Genomic DNA, 15,209 nt, shown 5'->3' with positions numbered 1-15,209 from the left:
TGCACGGGGGCGGAGCCCGCTCAGATCTCCGGGGGGCGCGCCTCGTACGGGGTGGAGAGCACGACGGTGGTACGGGTGGAGACGCCTGCCAGGGAGCGGATCCGCGTCAGCAGGTTCTCCAGGGCCAGCGGGGTCGGGACACGCACCTTGAGGATGTAGTTCTCGTCGCCCGCCACGCTGTGGCACGCCTCGATCTCGGGGACGCCGGCGAGCCGCTCGGCGATGTCGTCCGGTGCGCTCGGATCGAAGGGCTTCACCGAGATGAACGCGGTGAGCGGCAGCCCGACGGCCTCCGGGTCGACCACGGCGGCGTAGCCGCGGATGACTCCGCGCTGTTCGAGACGGCGTACACGCTGATGCACCGCCGATGTGGACAGGCCGGTGGCCTTGCCCAGGTCGGTGTAGCTCATCCGCCCGTCCTTGACGAGCAACTCCACGATGCGGCGATCCAGCTCCTCCATACGGATCAACCTATGGCCCCGGCCCCCTCCGGCACAGCCGGAGAGGGCCGGTAAGGGTCCCCTGACGGCTGCATGTGACGAAGGCCACAGGGCTGACGCGGTGTCGGCGGGGAACGCGCGATTACCGCGGACGCCGGGCGGGAAGTGCTTGCTGTGGTCGAGACCACACGTTTCTGGTCGGCCCACCCGAGGGGGAGAAACTCCATGCACAAACTGAAGAGCGCCGATGCCATCGAGCCCGCAGAGCTCGCGGCCATCGAGAACGATCCGGGGCTCGCGGCCTACGCCACCTTTGAGATGTACCGGGTGATCTGCCCGGACTGCGCACAGCCGATCGCCCTCCTCGCGGGCGAGGTCGTGCTGCCGGAGCACGCGCTCTGCGCCAGCCCCTGGGACCCGTTCGGGCTCACCGCGTGCGCGGGTACCGGCCGTGCGGCGTCCGACGCCAGGCCGGCCGACGCGACGCTCCGGGCCCAGGAGCAGGACACCGCACTGCTGCTGACGCTTCCTCAGGGGCTCGACTGGCGCAAGCAGCCCTTCTCGCACGTCGGCGGGCCCGGCTCACGCCCCGTCAAGGCCGTCCGTCCGGTGCGCGAAGCCGCCTGACCAGTCGTACTCCCCCCGTACCAGGGCCTCCAGGGAGGCCCGGTGCAGGATCATGGCATCCGGGTCCGCGGGGACCCGGACCTCGCCGAAGTACACCTGCCGGTAAGCGATCCGCAGCATCACGATGGCGTGCCGCAAGGCCGCGTAGAGCAGGTGGAAGTCCATGTCGCGCGGGGTGTGGCCGGTGAGTTCGGCGTAGCGCCGCTCCGCGTTCTCCCGGCGCAGCAGTCCCGGGAGCCCGGGCAGCCCGGATCCCTCGGTGAGGTCCTGGAAGAAGCGGTGCAGATAGACGGTCCAGCCGAGGTCCAGTTCGCAGGGGCCGCAGGCCGCCATCTCCCAGTCGAGCACGGCGGCGGGCTCGAAGCCGTCGTAGACGATGTTGCCGATCCGGGCATCTCCCCAGCAGAGCACGGCGGGTCCCTCGTCCCCGGGCCAGAGCGCCTCCAGCCGCTCGAAGGCGCGCTCGATCAGCGGTGACGGCGGGAGCCCGTCCACCACCCAGGCGTAGTAGGCCCGTTGCTCGTCCACATGGCGGCGCAGCGGGCCGCCCTCCCCCGGTGGAAGCAGGAACTCGGCCCGGCCGGAAGGGAACTGACGGTGCAGCTCCGCGAGCACCCGCAGGGTGGACTCCTCCAGCGCGGCGCGCTCCGCCTCCGTCGCCGCGTACAGCCAATTCCCTTCGTACGTATAGGGCATGACGTCGGGCGGGACCCTGCCGTGGGCCTGTTCCATCACGAAGAACGGCGCGCCGAGCGGCCCCGGATCCGTCTCCAGCCACAGGACGCGCGGAACCGGTACGGCGGTGTGCTCGGCGACCAGGCTCATCACCCGGTACTGCCGCTCCATGTCGTAGGAGGGGAAGACGGTGTAGGCGGCGGGGTCGGCGGCCAGCCGCAGGGCGCAGGAGGTGACCGGGGCCGCGGGGGCGGTGATGTCGAAGAGGAGGGTCTCGCTCGACATGCCGTTGGACGCCGGGGTGCGCAGATCGCCGATGCGGGCGCCCGGCAGGCGGGTGTCCAGCCAGGCGGCCAGACTGCGGGCCAGCTCCTGCGGGTCCCGGGTGGTGGTGCGGGGGCGTGGTGCCGTGGTCATGGCGGTGCTCCTCGCTCAGGAAGGGGCGGCCGGGTCAGGGGGCGACCGACGCGTACCCGGTGAATCCGCTGGGGTCGTGACGGCCGAAGCTGCCGTGCTCGAAAATGCCGTGCCCGACCTGTCCGTCGAGGGTGAAGCGGGCGGCGTGGTCGGTGACGCCGTAGACGGTGGCCGGATGCGCCGCGGGGTCGCTCATGTCGTAGCTGCGCCGGTCGGTCCAGCCCCTTCCCTGCCAGGTGCCGTGCTGCCAGTCGGCGGCCGGCGGGTAGCCCGCGCCGAGCGCCAGCGGGGACGAGCAGAGCGTCTCCGCGGTCAGCTTCATCGGCCGGCCGTCCGGGCCCGTGAGGTGGACGACGGCCCGTTCGGGGTGGCGGGTGCCGTGGCGGTAGTTGATCTCCGTACGCGGCCAGCCGAGCTGGGTGTCGTGGCCCCCTTCACGGACCAGGAGCGCCTCGTTGAGCGTCCGGTAGCCGTCGGCGTCCTCCTGCGCGATCACCAGCACGAAGCGGTCGTCGAAGCGGACCGGGATCCAGAGCCAGTGAAACCCTTCGGGCCGGTACTCGGCCTCGGCACGTCCGCCCTCCTCGCCCGGGATGGGCCGCACGCCCCAGCTCCGGTCGCGGGTGCCGGTCCACTCCCCGGGCACGACCGGTATCTCGTCGCCGCCCGCGCGTATGACACCGGAGCAGTGGCCCGCCTGTACGAAGCGGCGGCCTTCGAGCATCAGCCGCTCGCCGCGCCGCTGCACATGGTGCGGTTCCCAGACGGCCGGGAAGTCCGCGGTCCACTCGATGTCGTACGAGAGCGATTCCGGGTCGGCGGGGTCGGCCGCGCAGTGCAGGGTCAGCCGTTGCAGCGGGATGTCGACGGTGATGCGCAGCGGGCCGACGGAGAGGTTCATCCGGTCGTCGGTGAGGGCGTCGGACGCGCGCACGGCGTGCAGCCGGTCACCGGTGCGCAGCGTCGCGTACGCGTCGATCACCCCGGCGTTGGGATAGACGCCGAGCCCCGCGACGAGCAGCGCCCTGCCCCGGTGGTCGAAGACATGGAAGATGCAGCGGTCATAGGCGTTGCGGTCGCCCGTCGCGACGTGCTTCATGGACAACGGCACCTGGTGGACGGGGTATTCGTCGAGCGCGATGGGTCGGTCGTCGGCCACGGCATCCTCCTGCTGAGGGGAATGTGACGGTACGTCAGAACGTCGTGGACGGCCAGACCCGGGCCGGACGGGATCACCACGGCCTCGGACCCCGGACCGCCTCGGCTTCGAGAACGATCACGGGTGTGCGCGGCCCGGCCGTGGACCCGGGTCCACGGCCGGCCATGTCCGGGACCTAGCATCGGGAGGAACACCAGCGGGGGCAGGCAGGGCAGGCAGGGGACGATGGCGCGACAGGATACGGCGGCGGACGAGGGCGCCTCCCCGCCCGGCGGAGTTCACCGGGTGGCGGACACCCTCGGCTATCTCGCCGGACGCTGGCGGGTCGAGCGGACCGTGTACGACCTGTCCCAGGACCGGACCGGCACATTCCGGGGTACGGCCGACTTCACCTGGGGCGAGCACGGCGCCGGACTACGGCACGTCGAGCACGGCGAGTTCACCTGGGGCGGGGTGACCCGGCCCGCCTCCCGTGAGCATCTCTTCGAGCCGGCCGATGACGGGGCGGCCTTCGTGCGGTTCGCGGACGGCCGCCCGTTCCACCCTCTGGACCTGCGCGCGGGACACTGCGTCGCCGACCATCCATGCGCCGAGGACGTCTACCGGGGCGAGTTCAGCGTACTCAGCGAGGACAGCTGGCGCGTGACGTGGACGGTGCTCGGCCCGGCCAAGGACCTGCGGCTGGTGACGCTGCACCACCGTCAGTAGGCGGAGTTGACGTTGTCCATCGAGCCGTACTTGTCGGCGGCGTAGTTGGCTGCGGCGACGATGTTGGCGACCGGGTCGGTGAGGCTGTCCTTGGTGCCCTTGACGTGGTAGGTGTCGAAGGTGGGCTGGATGACCTGGAGGAGTCCCTTGGAGGGGATGCCGTTCTGGGCGTTGACGTCCCAGTTGTTCTGGGCGTGGGGGTTGCCGCTGGACTCGCGCATGATGTTGCGGTGCAGGCCGTCGTAGCTGCCGGGTATGTGCTTGGCCTTCATGATGGCGAGGGATTCCTTGATCCAGCCGTCGAGGTTGTTGCTGTACTTCTTGTCCTTGACGATCGCGGCGACGGTGTCGACGTGCTTGGCCTTGGAGCCGTGCTTCACCGCCGTGGTGGCGTGCGCGGTCTTCTTGGTGTGGGCGGCCTTCTCGGCGTGGTGGGCCTGCTTGGCGACCTGGGCGGTGACGGCGGAGGCCGCTACGGCCGCGGGGGTGGGCTCGGCGGCGTGCGCGGAGTGCGGGACCAGGGTCAGCGCGAGGGCTGCGGCGCCGGCGCCGGCGATGCCGGCGACAGAGGACTTGCGGAAGTTCAGGGTGCGGGTGGCAGTCATGGGGGTACCTCTCCAGGTGGTGGGACGTTCGCTTGGGGAGGGCCGACTGGGGGTCGGCGGCACGGGTGGGGCGCTGGGGCCGTGGTCCGTGTCGTGGGGCCGGTGCCGGGATGGCGGGCGGTGTGGTGTGCCCGGTCCGGCGCTCGGCTCCCCGGTACGTCCAACACCGTGCGGGAGGCCCCCTGCCGCTGGCAATGATGTGACCTACGACCTTATGTAGTGACAAAACGGACACGGGTGGGATGGGAGCCCGTACAGGAGGGGGAGGCCCGCCGCGGGTCTACTAGGCGGCGTCCTATGTGACGCGGGCCCTATGCGCGGGCTCACACGACACCGGCCCCAGAGCCCCGAATTCCCACTCTCCGTAACACCCCGTACACAGCAGTTCCGCCCCCGGACGGCGTACCTGGTGCCCGGCGCGCGTGCTCGCCGCTGTCGCCGGGGACGGTCACATCAGCCGGTCCGCGTACCGGGCCCGGCCCCGCTTGACCGCGCGAACAGACGCCCGACGCCGGGCAGCGGTGACCGCGCGCCGCCGCCCGGCGTTGTCCGTGCATGACTCCTCTGCGCTACGGGACCGGGACAGGGAACAGACTCCGGCGGCTCACCGCGTCCGCCCCCGAAGAATCGCTTCCGCAGTACGTGGACGCACCGATCTACCAGGCGCTGATCCGCCAGTGGGGAGGGGCTGGGCGCACCCTGCCGGGCCGCCGCGACCAGGAGTGGGCGCACCTGACCGCGACGACCGTTCAGCCGGGGCAGTTCAGCGCGACTCCGGACCCGCGAGGTGGCGTGCGATGACCATCCGCTGGATCTGATTGGTGCCCTCGACGATCTGCAGCACCTTGGCCTCCCGCATGAACCGCTCGACGGGGAAGTCCGCCGTGTACCCGTAGCCGCCGAGCACCTGCACCGCGTCGGTGGTGGCCCGCATCGCCGCGTCCGTGCAGAACAGCTTGGCCATGGCGGCCTGCCGCGAGAAGGGGAGCCCGGCGTCCCGCAGCCGCGCGGCCGTGAGATAGAGGGAGCGGCCCGCCTCGATCTGGGTGGCCATGTCGGCGAGCATGAAGCGCAGCCCCTGGAAGTCCGCGATGGGGTGGCCGAACTGCTGCCGCTCGCCGGCGTACAGCACCGCCTCGTCCAGCGCGGCCTGGGCAACTCCGATGGCGCAGGCGGCGATTCCCAGCCGGCCCGAGTCGAGGGCGGAGAGCGCGATGGCAAAGCCCTGGCCCTCGTCGCCGATCAACCGCGCGCCGGACACCCGTACTCCGTCGAAGTGGAGCTGGGAGGTGGGCGAGCCCTTCATCCCCATCTTCTTCTCGGGGACGGCCGCCGTGAGCCCTTCGGCGTCACCCGGCACCAGGAACGCCGAGATCCCGCGCGCCCCTTCGCCGCCGGTGCGCGCGAGCACGGTGCAGAAGTCCGCGATACCGCCGTGCGTGATCCAGGACTTGGTACCGGTGATCACCCAGTCGTCACCCTCCCGTACGGCCTTCGTACGGAGCGACGCCGCGTCGGAGCCCGAGGTGGGCTCGGAGAGGCAGTACGCCCCGAGCAGTCCGCCGCCGAGCATCGCGGGCAGGTGCTCGGCCCGCTGCTCCTTGCTGCCGAATCCGGCCAGCGCGTGGCAGGCGAGCGAGTGGACACTGACGCCGAGGCCGACGGTGAGCCGCGCCGCCGCCAGCTCTTCGAGCACCTGGAGGTAGACCTCGTACGGCTGGTCTCCGCCGCCGTACGCGGAGTCGTAGGGGAGGCCGAGCAGTCCGGCATCCGAGAGCAGGGTGAAGACCTCGCGGGGAAAGCGGCCTGCTTCCTCCTCGGCGGCCGCACCGGGCACGATCTCCCGCTGGACGATGTCGCGCACCAGCGCGAGCAGGTCCCGGGACTCCTCGGTGGGCAACTGGCGGTCCACCAACTGCGGGGCGCGGTCGGGCATGGCGACGGCTCTCCTCCCTGTCGGGCGCTGCGGCGTACGCGTGGCCAGGGTGTGGCAACGCCGCCGGGTCTCGCCTTCAGCCGATGCTGCCCTCCCGGATCGCGGAAGAGGCTGACCAGAGGCTGTGGCGGCTTGAGTATGCCCGATCGGCGGACTTCCGTCACGGGGCGGAATTGGTCCGAACCATTGACCTCACTGGTCTAGTCCATCTACCTTCCCCCTACTGGCTTTCCGCGTTCATGCCAAATTCGGCACCGGACGGCCTCCCTCTTCCGTCCCCCTCCCCCACGAGGAGACAGCATGTTCGGACGATTCCACCCACGGGCCCGGGTCCGGGCTCTGCTCGCAGGCGTCTGTACGGCGGCGCTCGGGGTCACTCTGCTCGCGGGCGCCGGTACGGCGTCCGCCGGCGAGCGGCACGCCCCGGCGGCAGCCGCCAAGTCAGCCGCAAGCACCCGGGCGGGCACCGCTGCCGCCGCGGGCAGCAAGGTCGTCGGATACTACGCGGACTGGGACGTCTACCAGCGGAACTACCAGGTCAAGAACATCCAGACCTCGGGGTCCGCCGACAAACTCACCCACATCAACTACGCGTTCGGGAACGTCACCGGCGGCAAGTGCGCCATCGGCGACGCCTACGCCGACTACCAGAAGACCTACGACGCATCCTCCAGCGTGGACGGCACCGCGGACACCTGGGACCAGCCGGTGGCGGGCAACTTCAACCAGCTGCGCGAGCTGAAGAAGCTGCACCCCAACCTCAAGATCCTCTGGTCCTTCGGCGGCTGGACCTGGTCCGGCGGCTTCGGCGAGGCAGCGAAGGACCCGGCGGCCTTCGCGCAGTCCTGCTACGACCTGGTCAAGGACTCGCGGTGGGCCGATGTGTTCGACGGCATCGACATCGACTGGGAGTACCCCAACAACTGCGGTCTCTCCTGCGACACCAGCGGTGCGGAGGCCTTCAAGAACGTGCTGGCCGCACTGCGCGCCAAGTTCGGCTCGTCGTCGCTGGTCACCGCCGCGATCACCGCTGACGCCTCGGACGGCGGCAAGATGGACTCCGCCGACTACGCGGGCGCGGCCCAGTACGTCGACTGGTACAACCCGATGACGTACGACTACTTCGGCGCCTGGGACGCGAAGGGGCCGACCGCCCCGCACTCCCCGCTCACCTCGTACACCGGTATCCCGAAGGCCGGCTTCAACACCGACGCCACGATCACCAAGCTCAAGGGCCTGGGCGTGCCCGCGGACAAGCTGCTGCTCGGCATCGGCTTCTACGGCCGCGGCTGGACCGGCGTCACGCAGGACGCTCCCGGCGGTACGGCGACGGGCCCGGCGCCCGGCACCTACGAGCAGGGGATCGAGGACTACAAGGTCCTCAAGACCAGCTGCCCGGCCACCAGCACGATCGCCGGTACCGCGTACGCCAAGTGCGGTTCCAACTGGTGGAGTTACGACACCCCGGCCACGATCGCGGGGAAGATGGCCTACAAGGACAAGCAGGGCCTCGGCGGCACCTTCCTCTGGGAGCTCAGCGGGGACACCTCCAACGGCGAGCTGATCCACGCCGTGAGCTAGCCGGCACCACGCCTCCCGCATCAGGGGGTGGAAGGCCGGGCGGCCTTCCACCCCCTGAGCCCGTTTCCAGCCTTACTCGGGAGGCGGCGGCGACGGGCACTCGACGACGAACTCACCGATGGTGTCGAGGGTGTTGCGCAACATCCGGACCAGCAGCTCCCGGATCTGCGCGCGGTCGATCTCCTGGTGGCCGAGCCAGTCGAGCGTGATGCCCTCCACGGCGCTCAGCCAGCCGAGCAGTGCGAGCCGGGCCAGGGTGGGGATGTCGCGGCGCCCGTAGGCGCCCTCCGCGATGGTGGCGATGAGTTCCTCACGGACTGCCCCGCGCAGCGCCTGCACCTCGGTGTCGAAGCCGACGCCACCGGTGACGATGGTGCGGAAGGCCGCCCTGTTGTGCTGCGCGTAGAGCAGATAGCCCTCGACGGTGCGGTGCACGCGATCGGCCCGGGGCAGCTCGGTCTCGCCGGCCGCGCGGGCGACGAGATCGGCCACCGACTCCTCGACGACGGCGAGGTAGTAGCCGCGTTTGCTCTTGAAGTAGTAGTAGATGAGCCCCTTCGCGACCCCCGCGTGCCGGGCGATGTCATCCATCGACAGGGCGTCGTACGACGTATCGGCGAACAGCCGCCGCCCCGTGGCGATGAGGTCGCTGCGACGGAGCTGGGAGCGCTCGGTCGGGGTGCGCTGTTGTATGTACGGTCCGTTCTGGTTCACGTCCGGCCCTGTTCCGCCACTGCCTCAGGAGGCTGCCACAGCCTCGGAAGCCCGAAGTATGGCAGACCTCCGGGGCCAAGTGCGCTCCCCCGCATCGGCGTTGACCTGGGACGGGGCCCCGGGACAGCCCTCAGCCGGCTTCGCGCATCCGCAGGACGTACGCCGCCGTCAGCGCGACAGCACGGTCCTCGTCCTGGGCCAGCCGCGCGAGGGCGTGTGACGCCGTGGGCCCGGGGATGTCCGCGAGCGCCTGGGCCAGCCGTCTCCGTGCGGAGGGTTCGACGGTCTCGTGGGCGAGGCGGCCGACGAGCCCGGCGGCGATCCGGTCCGCCACGGCGGGGACGGCCGCCAGTGTGCTCAGCGCGTCGGCCGCACCGACGTCGTTCGTCCCTTCGACGACCATGGCGATGAGCGTCGGGACCGCGTCGGCCACCCCCCGTCCGGCGAGCGCCGGGGCCGCGCATCTGCGGACCTCCGGGTCGGGATCGTCGAGGGCCTCCCGCAGCAGTGCGGTCGCCCCGCCGTGCCCCATCCCGGCGACGGCCCGCACGGCACGTACGCGCACCGCGGCCACCGGTGAACGCAGACCGTCCGCCAGCAGCGCCCGTCCGTCGTCGCCCGACTGCGCCAGCGCCCACCGGAGGGCTCCGGCCACATGGGGGTCGGTCTCGCTCAGTACCGCCTCGACCAGGGCCTCCACCGGCACCGGGACCTCACCGGCCGAGGAGAGTGCGGCGCGCTGGCGCGTCCCCCGCGCTTGCCGACCCCAGCGCCTGGAGCAGTGCGACGCTCTGGAGTACGTCCTCCCAGCCCGCCGGTTCCGCGGCGCCGATCCGGCGGAGCTGGGTGAGCAGCGCCTCCTCGTCCGCGATGCGTTCCCGCGTCCGGCTGATGAGATCGTCCACGAGCTTCGACGGCGCGAAGCCGGGGTCGTCGAGCGCGGAGCCGACTTCACGGAGCGACAGCCCCAGCGACCGCAGGCTCTCGATATGGAAGATCCGCCGGATGTCCTCGCCCGAGTACTCCCGGTAACCGGCGGCGGTCCGCCCCGAAGGCCGCGCCAGACCCAGCGACTCGTAGTGCCGGAGCATGCGGGCGCTGACCCCCGAGCGTCGTGCCACCTCACCGATCAGCACTGCCTGTCACCCCTCCTGGCCGACCGTGGGGCCGAGGGCCACGACACGCTTCGCCTCCTCGACCGCCGACTCGAACGCGGCCTCCGGGTCGCGCAACAGCCGTTCCGTGGCGGACGCGTGCGCGCGTACGCCAGGGTCGGGATCCTCCATCGCGGCGCGCAGCTCCGGCACCACCATCTCACCGAGCGCGATCAGCGCCCGGCTGAGGCTGAGCTGCGTCTCCCGTCCGCCGCGACCGAGCTGGGCCGACAGTACGGCGGCCAGCCCGGGCTCCGCACCTTCGGGCACCAGCACCACGGCTGCCCGCCAGGCGCTCCGCGCCACCTCGTCGTCGGCGTCGCCGAGAAGCGCCGGGGTGATCGCCGGCCAGGCCCGCCGGTCCCCGATCTTGGAGAGCGTGTGCAGAGCCTGGCTCCGCGCCTGCGGCCGCTCCGAACGGAGCTGCCCCACCAGGCCGGGGACGGTCGCGGACGGCGGGTGGCGGGTGAGCGCCCAGGTCAGCATCTCGCGTACGGAGAAGTCCGGCTCGCTCCCGCAGCGTTCGACGAGCTTGTCGATGAACGCCGGGTCGGGCGCCGAGCCGGCCGCCATCGCCGCGCGCAGCCGTACGGACGAGCGGCTGTCCTCCAACGCCTGAAGGGCGCGCGCCGTCCCCGGGTCCTGTCCTGGCATGGTCATCGGTACCACCTCCTGGACGGAGTGAAGACCTTGCCACCGTGTCAAGGTCAAGCGGAGGCGCGCCCCCTGGCCTTCCCGGGGTCAGGGGGTGTGGTGGGGCTCCCTGCCGTGGGGCTGCCGGGGCGCGGGCCGCAGGGCGAGACGGGGGATGCTCCGGACCTCCGGTGTCCCGTGGGAGACGGTGAGCGGTTCGCCGTGGTGGCGCAGCTCCAGCGACCCACCCTCCAACAGGGTGTACGTGGCCTGGGAGCCCGTGATCTCGACCCGCAGGCACCGGTTCGTGATCTTGACCTTGAAGGCGAGACGGCTGAACTTCTCCGGCAGTCTCGGGGCGAACTCCAGCGTCCCGCCCCGGTGGCGCATACCGCCGAATCCCGCGACCAGAGCCGTCCAGGTGCCCGCAAGCGAGGCGATGTGCAGCCCGTCGCGGGTGTTGTTCTCGCGGTCTTCGAGGTCCATCAGCGCCGCCTCGACCAAGTAGTCGTAGGCGAGCCGCAGATGGCCGACCTCGGCGGCCATGACCGCCTGGGGGCTGGCCGACAGGGACGAGTCCCGGACGGTCAGGGGTTCGTAGTAGTCGAAGTTGCGGGCCTTCTGCTCCGCGTCGAAGCGGTCACCCCGTACGTACATGGCGAGTACGAGGTCGGCCTGTTTCACGACCTGCCTGCGGTACAGGTCGAAGTAGGGGTGATGGAGCATCAGCGGATAATGGTCGGGAGGCGTTCCGGCGAAGTCCCAGGTCTGGTGGCCGGTGAATCCGGCGTGCTGCTCATGCACCCCCAGCTCCTCGTTGTACGGCACCGACATGGCTTCGGCGGCGTCCCGCCAGGCGGCGCTCTCCTCGTCGTCGGCTCCGAGCCGCCCGGCCTCCTCCGGATGGCGCTCGACCATGTCGGCGGCGGCGTGCAGATTCGCCTGGGCCATCAGATTCGTATAGACGTTGTCGTCCATGACGGCGCTGTACTCGTCCGGCCCGGTGACCCCGTCGATATGGAAGCGCCCGTGGTGGTCGTGGTGCCCGAGGGAGCTCCACAGCCGGGCCGTCTCCACCAGGATGTCCACCCCCACCTCACGCTCGAACTCCGTGTCGCCGGTCGCGGACACGTACCGTACGACGGCGTCGGCGATGTCGGCGTTCACATGGAACGCCGCCGTACCCGCGGGCCAGTAGGCCGAGCACTCGGCGCCGTCGATGGTCCGCCACGGGAACGCGGCCCCCTCAAGGCCCAGCTGGCGCGCGCGGTCCCGGGCGGCCGGCAGGGTCTCGTGGCGCCAGCGCAGCGCCTCCTGCACCGCCCGCGGCGATGTGTAGGTCAGCAGCGGCAGTACGTAGGACTCGGTGTCCCAGAAGGAGTGGCCGTCGTAGCCGGAGCCGGTCAGTCCCTTGGCCGGGATGGCCCGTTTCTCCGCTCGTGCCCCGGCCTGCAGAACATGGAAGAGGGCGAACCTGACCGCTTGCTGGATCTCGCCGTCGCCCTCCACCTCCACGTCCGCGCCGGCCCAGAACTCGTCGAGGTAGGCCCGCTGGTCCCGGGCCAGCCCCTCCCAGCCGGTACTGCGCGCCGCGGCGAGCGCCGCGTCGACCTGGTCGTGCAGAGCGGGCAGCGAGCGGACCCCCGACCAGCCGTAGGAGACCATCTTCTCCATCCGCAGGCGCTCCCCCGGGGCGAGTACCGAAGTGACGGTCAGCCGGCTGACGTCCTCGCTGCTCTCCGTGCTCGTACGGACGGACTCGGGGCCGTGCACGACATGGTCGGCCGCCGCCGCGACCCGCAGCCCGCTGCGCGAGGTGCAGTGCACCAGCCGCAGACGCATCCCGTCGGCGAAGTCCTCCTCCGGGGTCAGGACGGTCTCCGGGCCCGCGGCGCCGCGCGGGTCCCCGCTGTTGCGCGGCAGTTGTTCGTTGGCCACGAGCTCCGACTGCACGACGACGCGCACTTCCTCGCCGACCGGCTCCACCTCGTAGAGGACCGCGGCGATGGCACGCTGCGTGAAGGAGACGAGCCGGGTCGAGCGCACCCTGACCGTCCCGCCCGCGGGTGAGGTCCACTCACAGGTCCTGCGCAGGAGACCGCTGCGCAGGTCGAGTACGCGCTCGTGGGAGTGGAGTTTGCCGTACCGCAGATCGAACGGCTCGTCGTTGACGAGGAGCCTGATGATCTTCCCGTTGGTGACGTTGATGACCGTCTGGCCGGACTCGGGGTATCCGTACCCCGCCTCCGCGTAGGGCAGCGGGTGGAGTTCGTGCACCCCGTTCAGATAGGAGCCGGGCAGGCCGTACGGCTCCCCCTCGTCAAGATTTCCCCGCCAGCCGATATGGCCGTTCGACAGCGAGAACACCGACTCGCTCTGCGGGAGTACGTCGAGACCGAGCGCGCTCTCACGCAGCTGCCAGGGCTCGACCACATAGGCGGAATGAGTGATCACGTACGGTTCTCCAACTCGGCGAGATCCTGGACGACCCGGTCGGCGCCGTGGGCCCGCAGCGCGTCGGCCTGGCCGACGCGGTCGACCCCCACGACATACCCGAAGCGGCCGGCTCTCCCGGCCTCCATACCGGCCAGGGCGTCCTCGAAGACCGCCGCCGCGGAGGCTCCGACGCCCAGTTCGCGCGCGGCCTCCAGGAAGGTGTCGGGGGCGGGCTTGCCGGGGATGTTCCGCTCGGCGGCCACCACCCCGTCGATGCGTACGTCGAAGAGTGACTCGGCGCCGACCGCCCGCAGGATCGCACGGCAGTTGGTGCTGGACGAGACGACAGCCGTGCGCAGGCCCGCGGCTCTGACGGCTTCGATGTACTTCAGGGACCCCGGGTAGGCGTCGACTCCCTGGGTGCGGATCTTCTCCAGCACCAGGTCGTTCTTGCGGAGGCCGAGGCCGTGCACCGTGTTCTGCTCCGGCCCGTCGTCCTTGCTTCCGTCGGGGAGCGAGATGGAGCGGGACGCCAGGAAGGTACGGACACCGTCGTCACGGGGCCGCCCGTCGACGTACTCGTCGTAGTCGGACGCCGAGTCGAACGGACGGAAGCCGGGGCCGTCACGCTCCTGGAGGAAGGCGTCGAACATCTCCTTCCAGGCGGCTGCGTGCACGACGGCGGTCTTGGTGATGACACCGTCGAGATCGAACAGGCAGGTACTGATGTCATCCGGCAGTCCATGTGTCATGGAGGGCGCCTTCCCCGTGCGATGCCACCCGCATACCTGCCGGGACCGATTCCGCCCGCACGCACGCACTCCGGTCTCCGCGGTGCCGGTACATGCCGGTATGTACCGGTACATGCCGTTACGTCATGCGGTCCTGGAGCGTTTGTCGCGCCTGGGCTTGTCACGCTCGTCCACCTGGAGTTCACGTTCCGCCCCCGGCACGCCCTCGGCCAGCTGACGGCTGCGCTCCCGCTCCGCGTTGAACTCGGCACCCAGCAGAATGGCGAGGTTCGTGATCCACAGCCACACCAGGAAGACGATGATGCCGCCGAGGGTCCCGTACGTCTTGTTGTAGGAACCGAAGTTGGCCACGTAGAAGGCGAACCCGACTGAGGCGACCAGCCAGAGGACCAGGGCGAGCACCGCACCCGGGAGCACCGCCTTGAGCCCTCTCAGGCGGGCGTTGGGTGAGGCGTAGTAGAGGATGCCGAAGATCAGCACGACGACGATGAGCAGCACGGGCCATTTGGCGTAGTTCCACGCGGTCACCGCGGCGTCGCCTGCCCCGATCGCCGACCCCACCTTCCTCGCGAGCGGGCCGGTCACGACCAGGGCGACCAGCACGAGCGCCTGGAGGAGCACCAGGATCAGGGTGACGAGCAGTTGCAGCGGACGCAGCTTGAGGAAGCCCCGGCCCTCCTCCACCTCGTAGATACGGTTGGAGGCCCGCATGAAGGCCCCCACGTACCCGGACGCCGTCCACAGCGCCGAGGCCAGGCCCACGATCAGCAGGACGATGCCGGTGCCTCGGTTCGAGGCGAGGCCCTCGATGGGGCCCTTGAAGGTGTTCACCGCGGAGGCGGGGCCGATCGAGCTGATGAGGTGCGTGGCCTTGTCGATGATGGTCCTGGGATCCATGACGAGGCCGACGAGGGAGACCAGCGCGATCAGGGCGGGGAAGACGGAGAGGACCGAGTAGTAGGTCAGCGCCGCCGCGGAGTCGGAGAGGTTGTCCTCCTTGAACTCCGCCAGCGTGCGTTTGACGGTCTCCGCCAGACCCGGCTTCCTCGGGTGCGGCGGACCCTCCGGGCGCCGTCCGGAGGTCTTCTCGTCATAGCGGTGGATACCGCCCTCGCCCTGGGGCTGCGCGTCTGGCATGGCTCTCCGTTCTCGGCTCTCGGATCCCGGTCACCGGCTTCCCGGTCCGCTGCCTCCGGCTCCCGGTCCCTGCCTCCGGCTTCGCGGCTCCTGCCTCCGGCCGAACGCCGCCGCACAGTGCGGGGACCGGCGTTCCATCGAAACGGATACCGGCCGCTCCTGCGACGGGCGGGACCCGGATGGGTGAACCCGTCCGACGTCTGAGCGGCTCCGGACGGGTTCACCCGTCCGGAGC

At 70.8% G+C, this 15,209-nt stretch carries 13 protein-coding genes and 1 pseudogene; 3 read left to right on the top strand and 11 right to left on the bottom strand.

Going from position 1 to position 15,209, the window contains the following annotated elements:
• Positions 1–20: 20 nt before the first annotated feature.
• Positions 21–461: an Lrp/AsnC family transcriptional regulator gene (locus ACWGKJ_RS31625; RefSeq protein WP_164266613.1), complete on the bottom strand. Its 441-nt coding sequence runs from the start codon at positions 459–461 to the stop codon at positions 21–23.
• A gap of 204 nt (positions 462–665) precedes the next feature.
• Between ACWGKJ_RS31625 and ACWGKJ_RS31620 the strand changes: the two genes are divergently transcribed.
• Positions 666–1,067 carry a hypothetical protein gene (locus tag ACWGKJ_RS31620; RefSeq protein ID WP_385024241.1) on the top strand — a complete coding sequence of 134 codons (402 nt, stop codon included), beginning with the start codon at positions 666–668 and terminating at the stop codon, positions 1,065–1,067.
• On the opposite strand, the gene ACWGKJ_RS31615 is transcribed toward ACWGKJ_RS31620, so the two are convergent.
• Both ACWGKJ_RS31615 and ACWGKJ_RS31610 read right to left on the bottom strand, forming a co-directional pair.
• Positions 1,023–2,159, bottom strand: coding sequence for a phosphotransferase family protein (locus ACWGKJ_RS31615; protein WP_385024239.1), 1,137 nt, complete (start codon positions 2,157–2,159; stop codon positions 1,023–1,025). The genes ACWGKJ_RS31620 and ACWGKJ_RS31615 overlap by 45 nt on opposite strands.
• Positions 2,160–2,193: 34 nt before the next feature.
• On the bottom strand, positions 2,194–3,318 hold the full coding sequence (locus ACWGKJ_RS31610) for a hypothetical protein (protein ID WP_385024237.1): 1,125 nt from the start codon (positions 3,316–3,318) through the stop codon (positions 2,194–2,196).
• A gap of 225 nt (positions 3,319–3,543) precedes the next feature.
• Between ACWGKJ_RS31610 and ACWGKJ_RS31605 the strand changes: the two genes are divergently transcribed.
• Positions 3,544–4,026: a DUF6314 family protein gene (locus ACWGKJ_RS31605; RefSeq protein WP_385024235.1), complete on the top strand. Its 483-nt coding sequence runs from the start codon at positions 3,544–3,546 to the stop codon at positions 4,024–4,026.
• On the opposite strand, the gene ACWGKJ_RS31600 is transcribed toward ACWGKJ_RS31605, so the two are convergent.
• On the bottom strand, positions 4,020–4,631 hold the full coding sequence (locus ACWGKJ_RS31600; protein WP_385024233.1) for a transglycosylase SLT domain-containing protein: 612 nt from the start codon (positions 4,629–4,631) through the stop codon (positions 4,020–4,022). The genes ACWGKJ_RS31605 and ACWGKJ_RS31600 overlap by 7 nt on opposite strands.
• Before the next feature lie 763 nt (positions 4,632–5,394).
• Entirely contained in the window at positions 5,395–6,567 is a 1,173-nt protein-coding gene (locus ACWGKJ_RS31595; RefSeq protein WP_385024231.1) for an acyl-CoA dehydrogenase family protein, read from the bottom strand.
• 300 nt (positions 6,568–6,867) lie between these two features.
• On the opposite strand from ACWGKJ_RS31595, the gene ACWGKJ_RS31590 reads away from it, so the two are divergent.
• Positions 6,868–8,148, top strand: a complete 1,281-nt coding sequence (locus tag ACWGKJ_RS31590) for a glycoside hydrolase family 18 protein (RefSeq protein ID WP_385024229.1) — start codon at positions 6,868–6,870, stop codon at positions 8,146–8,148.
• A gap of 72 nt (positions 8,149–8,220) precedes the next feature.
• Here ACWGKJ_RS31590 and ACWGKJ_RS31585 read toward each other — a convergent pair whose 3' ends face one another.
• The 6 genes and pseudogenes from ACWGKJ_RS31585 to ACWGKJ_RS31560 form a co-directional block, all read right to left on the bottom strand.
• Positions 8,221–8,862 carry a TetR/AcrR family transcriptional regulator gene (locus ACWGKJ_RS31585; protein WP_385024227.1) on the bottom strand — a complete coding sequence of 214 codons (642 nt, stop codon included), beginning with the start codon at positions 8,860–8,862 and terminating at the stop codon, positions 8,221–8,223.
• A gap of 130 nt (positions 8,863–8,992) precedes the next feature.
• A pseudogene (locus ACWGKJ_RS31580) lies at positions 8,993–9,998 on the bottom strand (HEAT repeat domain-containing protein).
• A gap of 6 nt (positions 9,999–10,004) precedes the next feature.
• Positions 10,005–10,676: a HEAT repeat domain-containing protein gene (locus tag ACWGKJ_RS31575; protein WP_385024225.1), complete on the bottom strand. Its 672-nt coding sequence runs from the start codon at positions 10,674–10,676 to the stop codon at positions 10,005–10,007.
• Positions 10,677–10,757: 81 nt separating this feature from the next.
• Positions 10,758–13,103, bottom strand: coding sequence for a glycoside hydrolase family 65 protein (locus ACWGKJ_RS31570; RefSeq protein ID WP_385024223.1), 2,346 nt, complete (start codon positions 13,101–13,103; stop codon positions 10,758–10,760).
• Positions 13,100–13,837, bottom strand: coding sequence for an HAD family hydrolase (locus ACWGKJ_RS31565; RefSeq protein ID WP_385024221.1), 738 nt, complete (start codon positions 13,835–13,837; stop codon positions 13,100–13,102). Before ACWGKJ_RS31565 ends, ACWGKJ_RS31570 begins: the two co-directional genes overlap by 4 nt.
• A gap of 123 nt (positions 13,838–13,960) precedes the next feature.
• On the bottom strand, positions 13,961–14,974 hold the full coding sequence (locus tag ACWGKJ_RS31560; RefSeq protein ID WP_385024219.1) for a YihY/virulence factor BrkB family protein: 1,014 nt from the start codon (positions 14,972–14,974) through the stop codon (positions 13,961–13,963).
• Positions 14,975–15,209: the final 235 nt, after the last annotated feature.

The organism is Streptomyces sp. NPDC054757, from assembly GCF_053612185.1.
The sequence above is the reverse complement of the archived record's forward strand: the minus strand, read 5'-3'. Positions and strand labels throughout refer to the sequence as shown.

Excerpts from the sequence above, each read along its gene's own strand:
- ACWGKJ_RS31625 (WP_164266613.1), bottom strand. The coding sequence starts at position 461 with ATGGAGGAGCTGGATCGCCGCATCGTGGAGTTGCTCGTCAAGGACGGG.
- ACWGKJ_RS31620 (WP_385024241.1), top strand. The coding sequence starts at position 666 with ATGCACAAACTGAAGAGCGCCGATGCCATCGAGCCCGCAGAGCTCGCG.
- ACWGKJ_RS31615 (WP_385024239.1), bottom strand. The coding sequence starts at position 2,159 with ATGACCACGGCACCACGCCCCCGCACCACCACCCGGGACCCGCAGGAG.
- ACWGKJ_RS31605 (WP_385024235.1), top strand. The coding sequence starts at position 3,544 with ATGGCGCGACAGGATACGGCGGCGGACGAGGGCGCCTCCCCGCCCGGC.
- ACWGKJ_RS31600 (WP_385024233.1), bottom strand. The coding sequence starts at position 4,631 with ATGACTGCCACCCGCACCCTGAACTTCCGCAAGTCCTCTGTCGCCGGC.
- ACWGKJ_RS31595 (WP_385024231.1), bottom strand. The coding sequence starts at position 6,567 with ATGCCCGACCGCGCCCCGCAGTTGGTGGACCGCCAGTTGCCCACCGAG.
- ACWGKJ_RS31590 (WP_385024229.1), top strand. The coding sequence starts at position 6,868 with ATGTTCGGACGATTCCACCCACGGGCCCGGGTCCGGGCTCTGCTCGCA.
- ACWGKJ_RS31575 (WP_385024225.1), bottom strand. The coding sequence starts at position 10,676 with ATGACCATGCCAGGACAGGACCCGGGGACGGCGCGCGCCCTTCAGGCG.
- ACWGKJ_RS31565 (WP_385024221.1), bottom strand. The coding sequence starts at position 13,837 with ATGACACATGGACTGCCGGATGACATCAGTACCTGCCTGTTCGATCTC.
- ACWGKJ_RS31560 (WP_385024219.1), bottom strand. The coding sequence starts at position 14,974 with ATGCCAGACGCGCAGCCCCAGGGCGAGGGCGGTATCCACCGCTATGAC.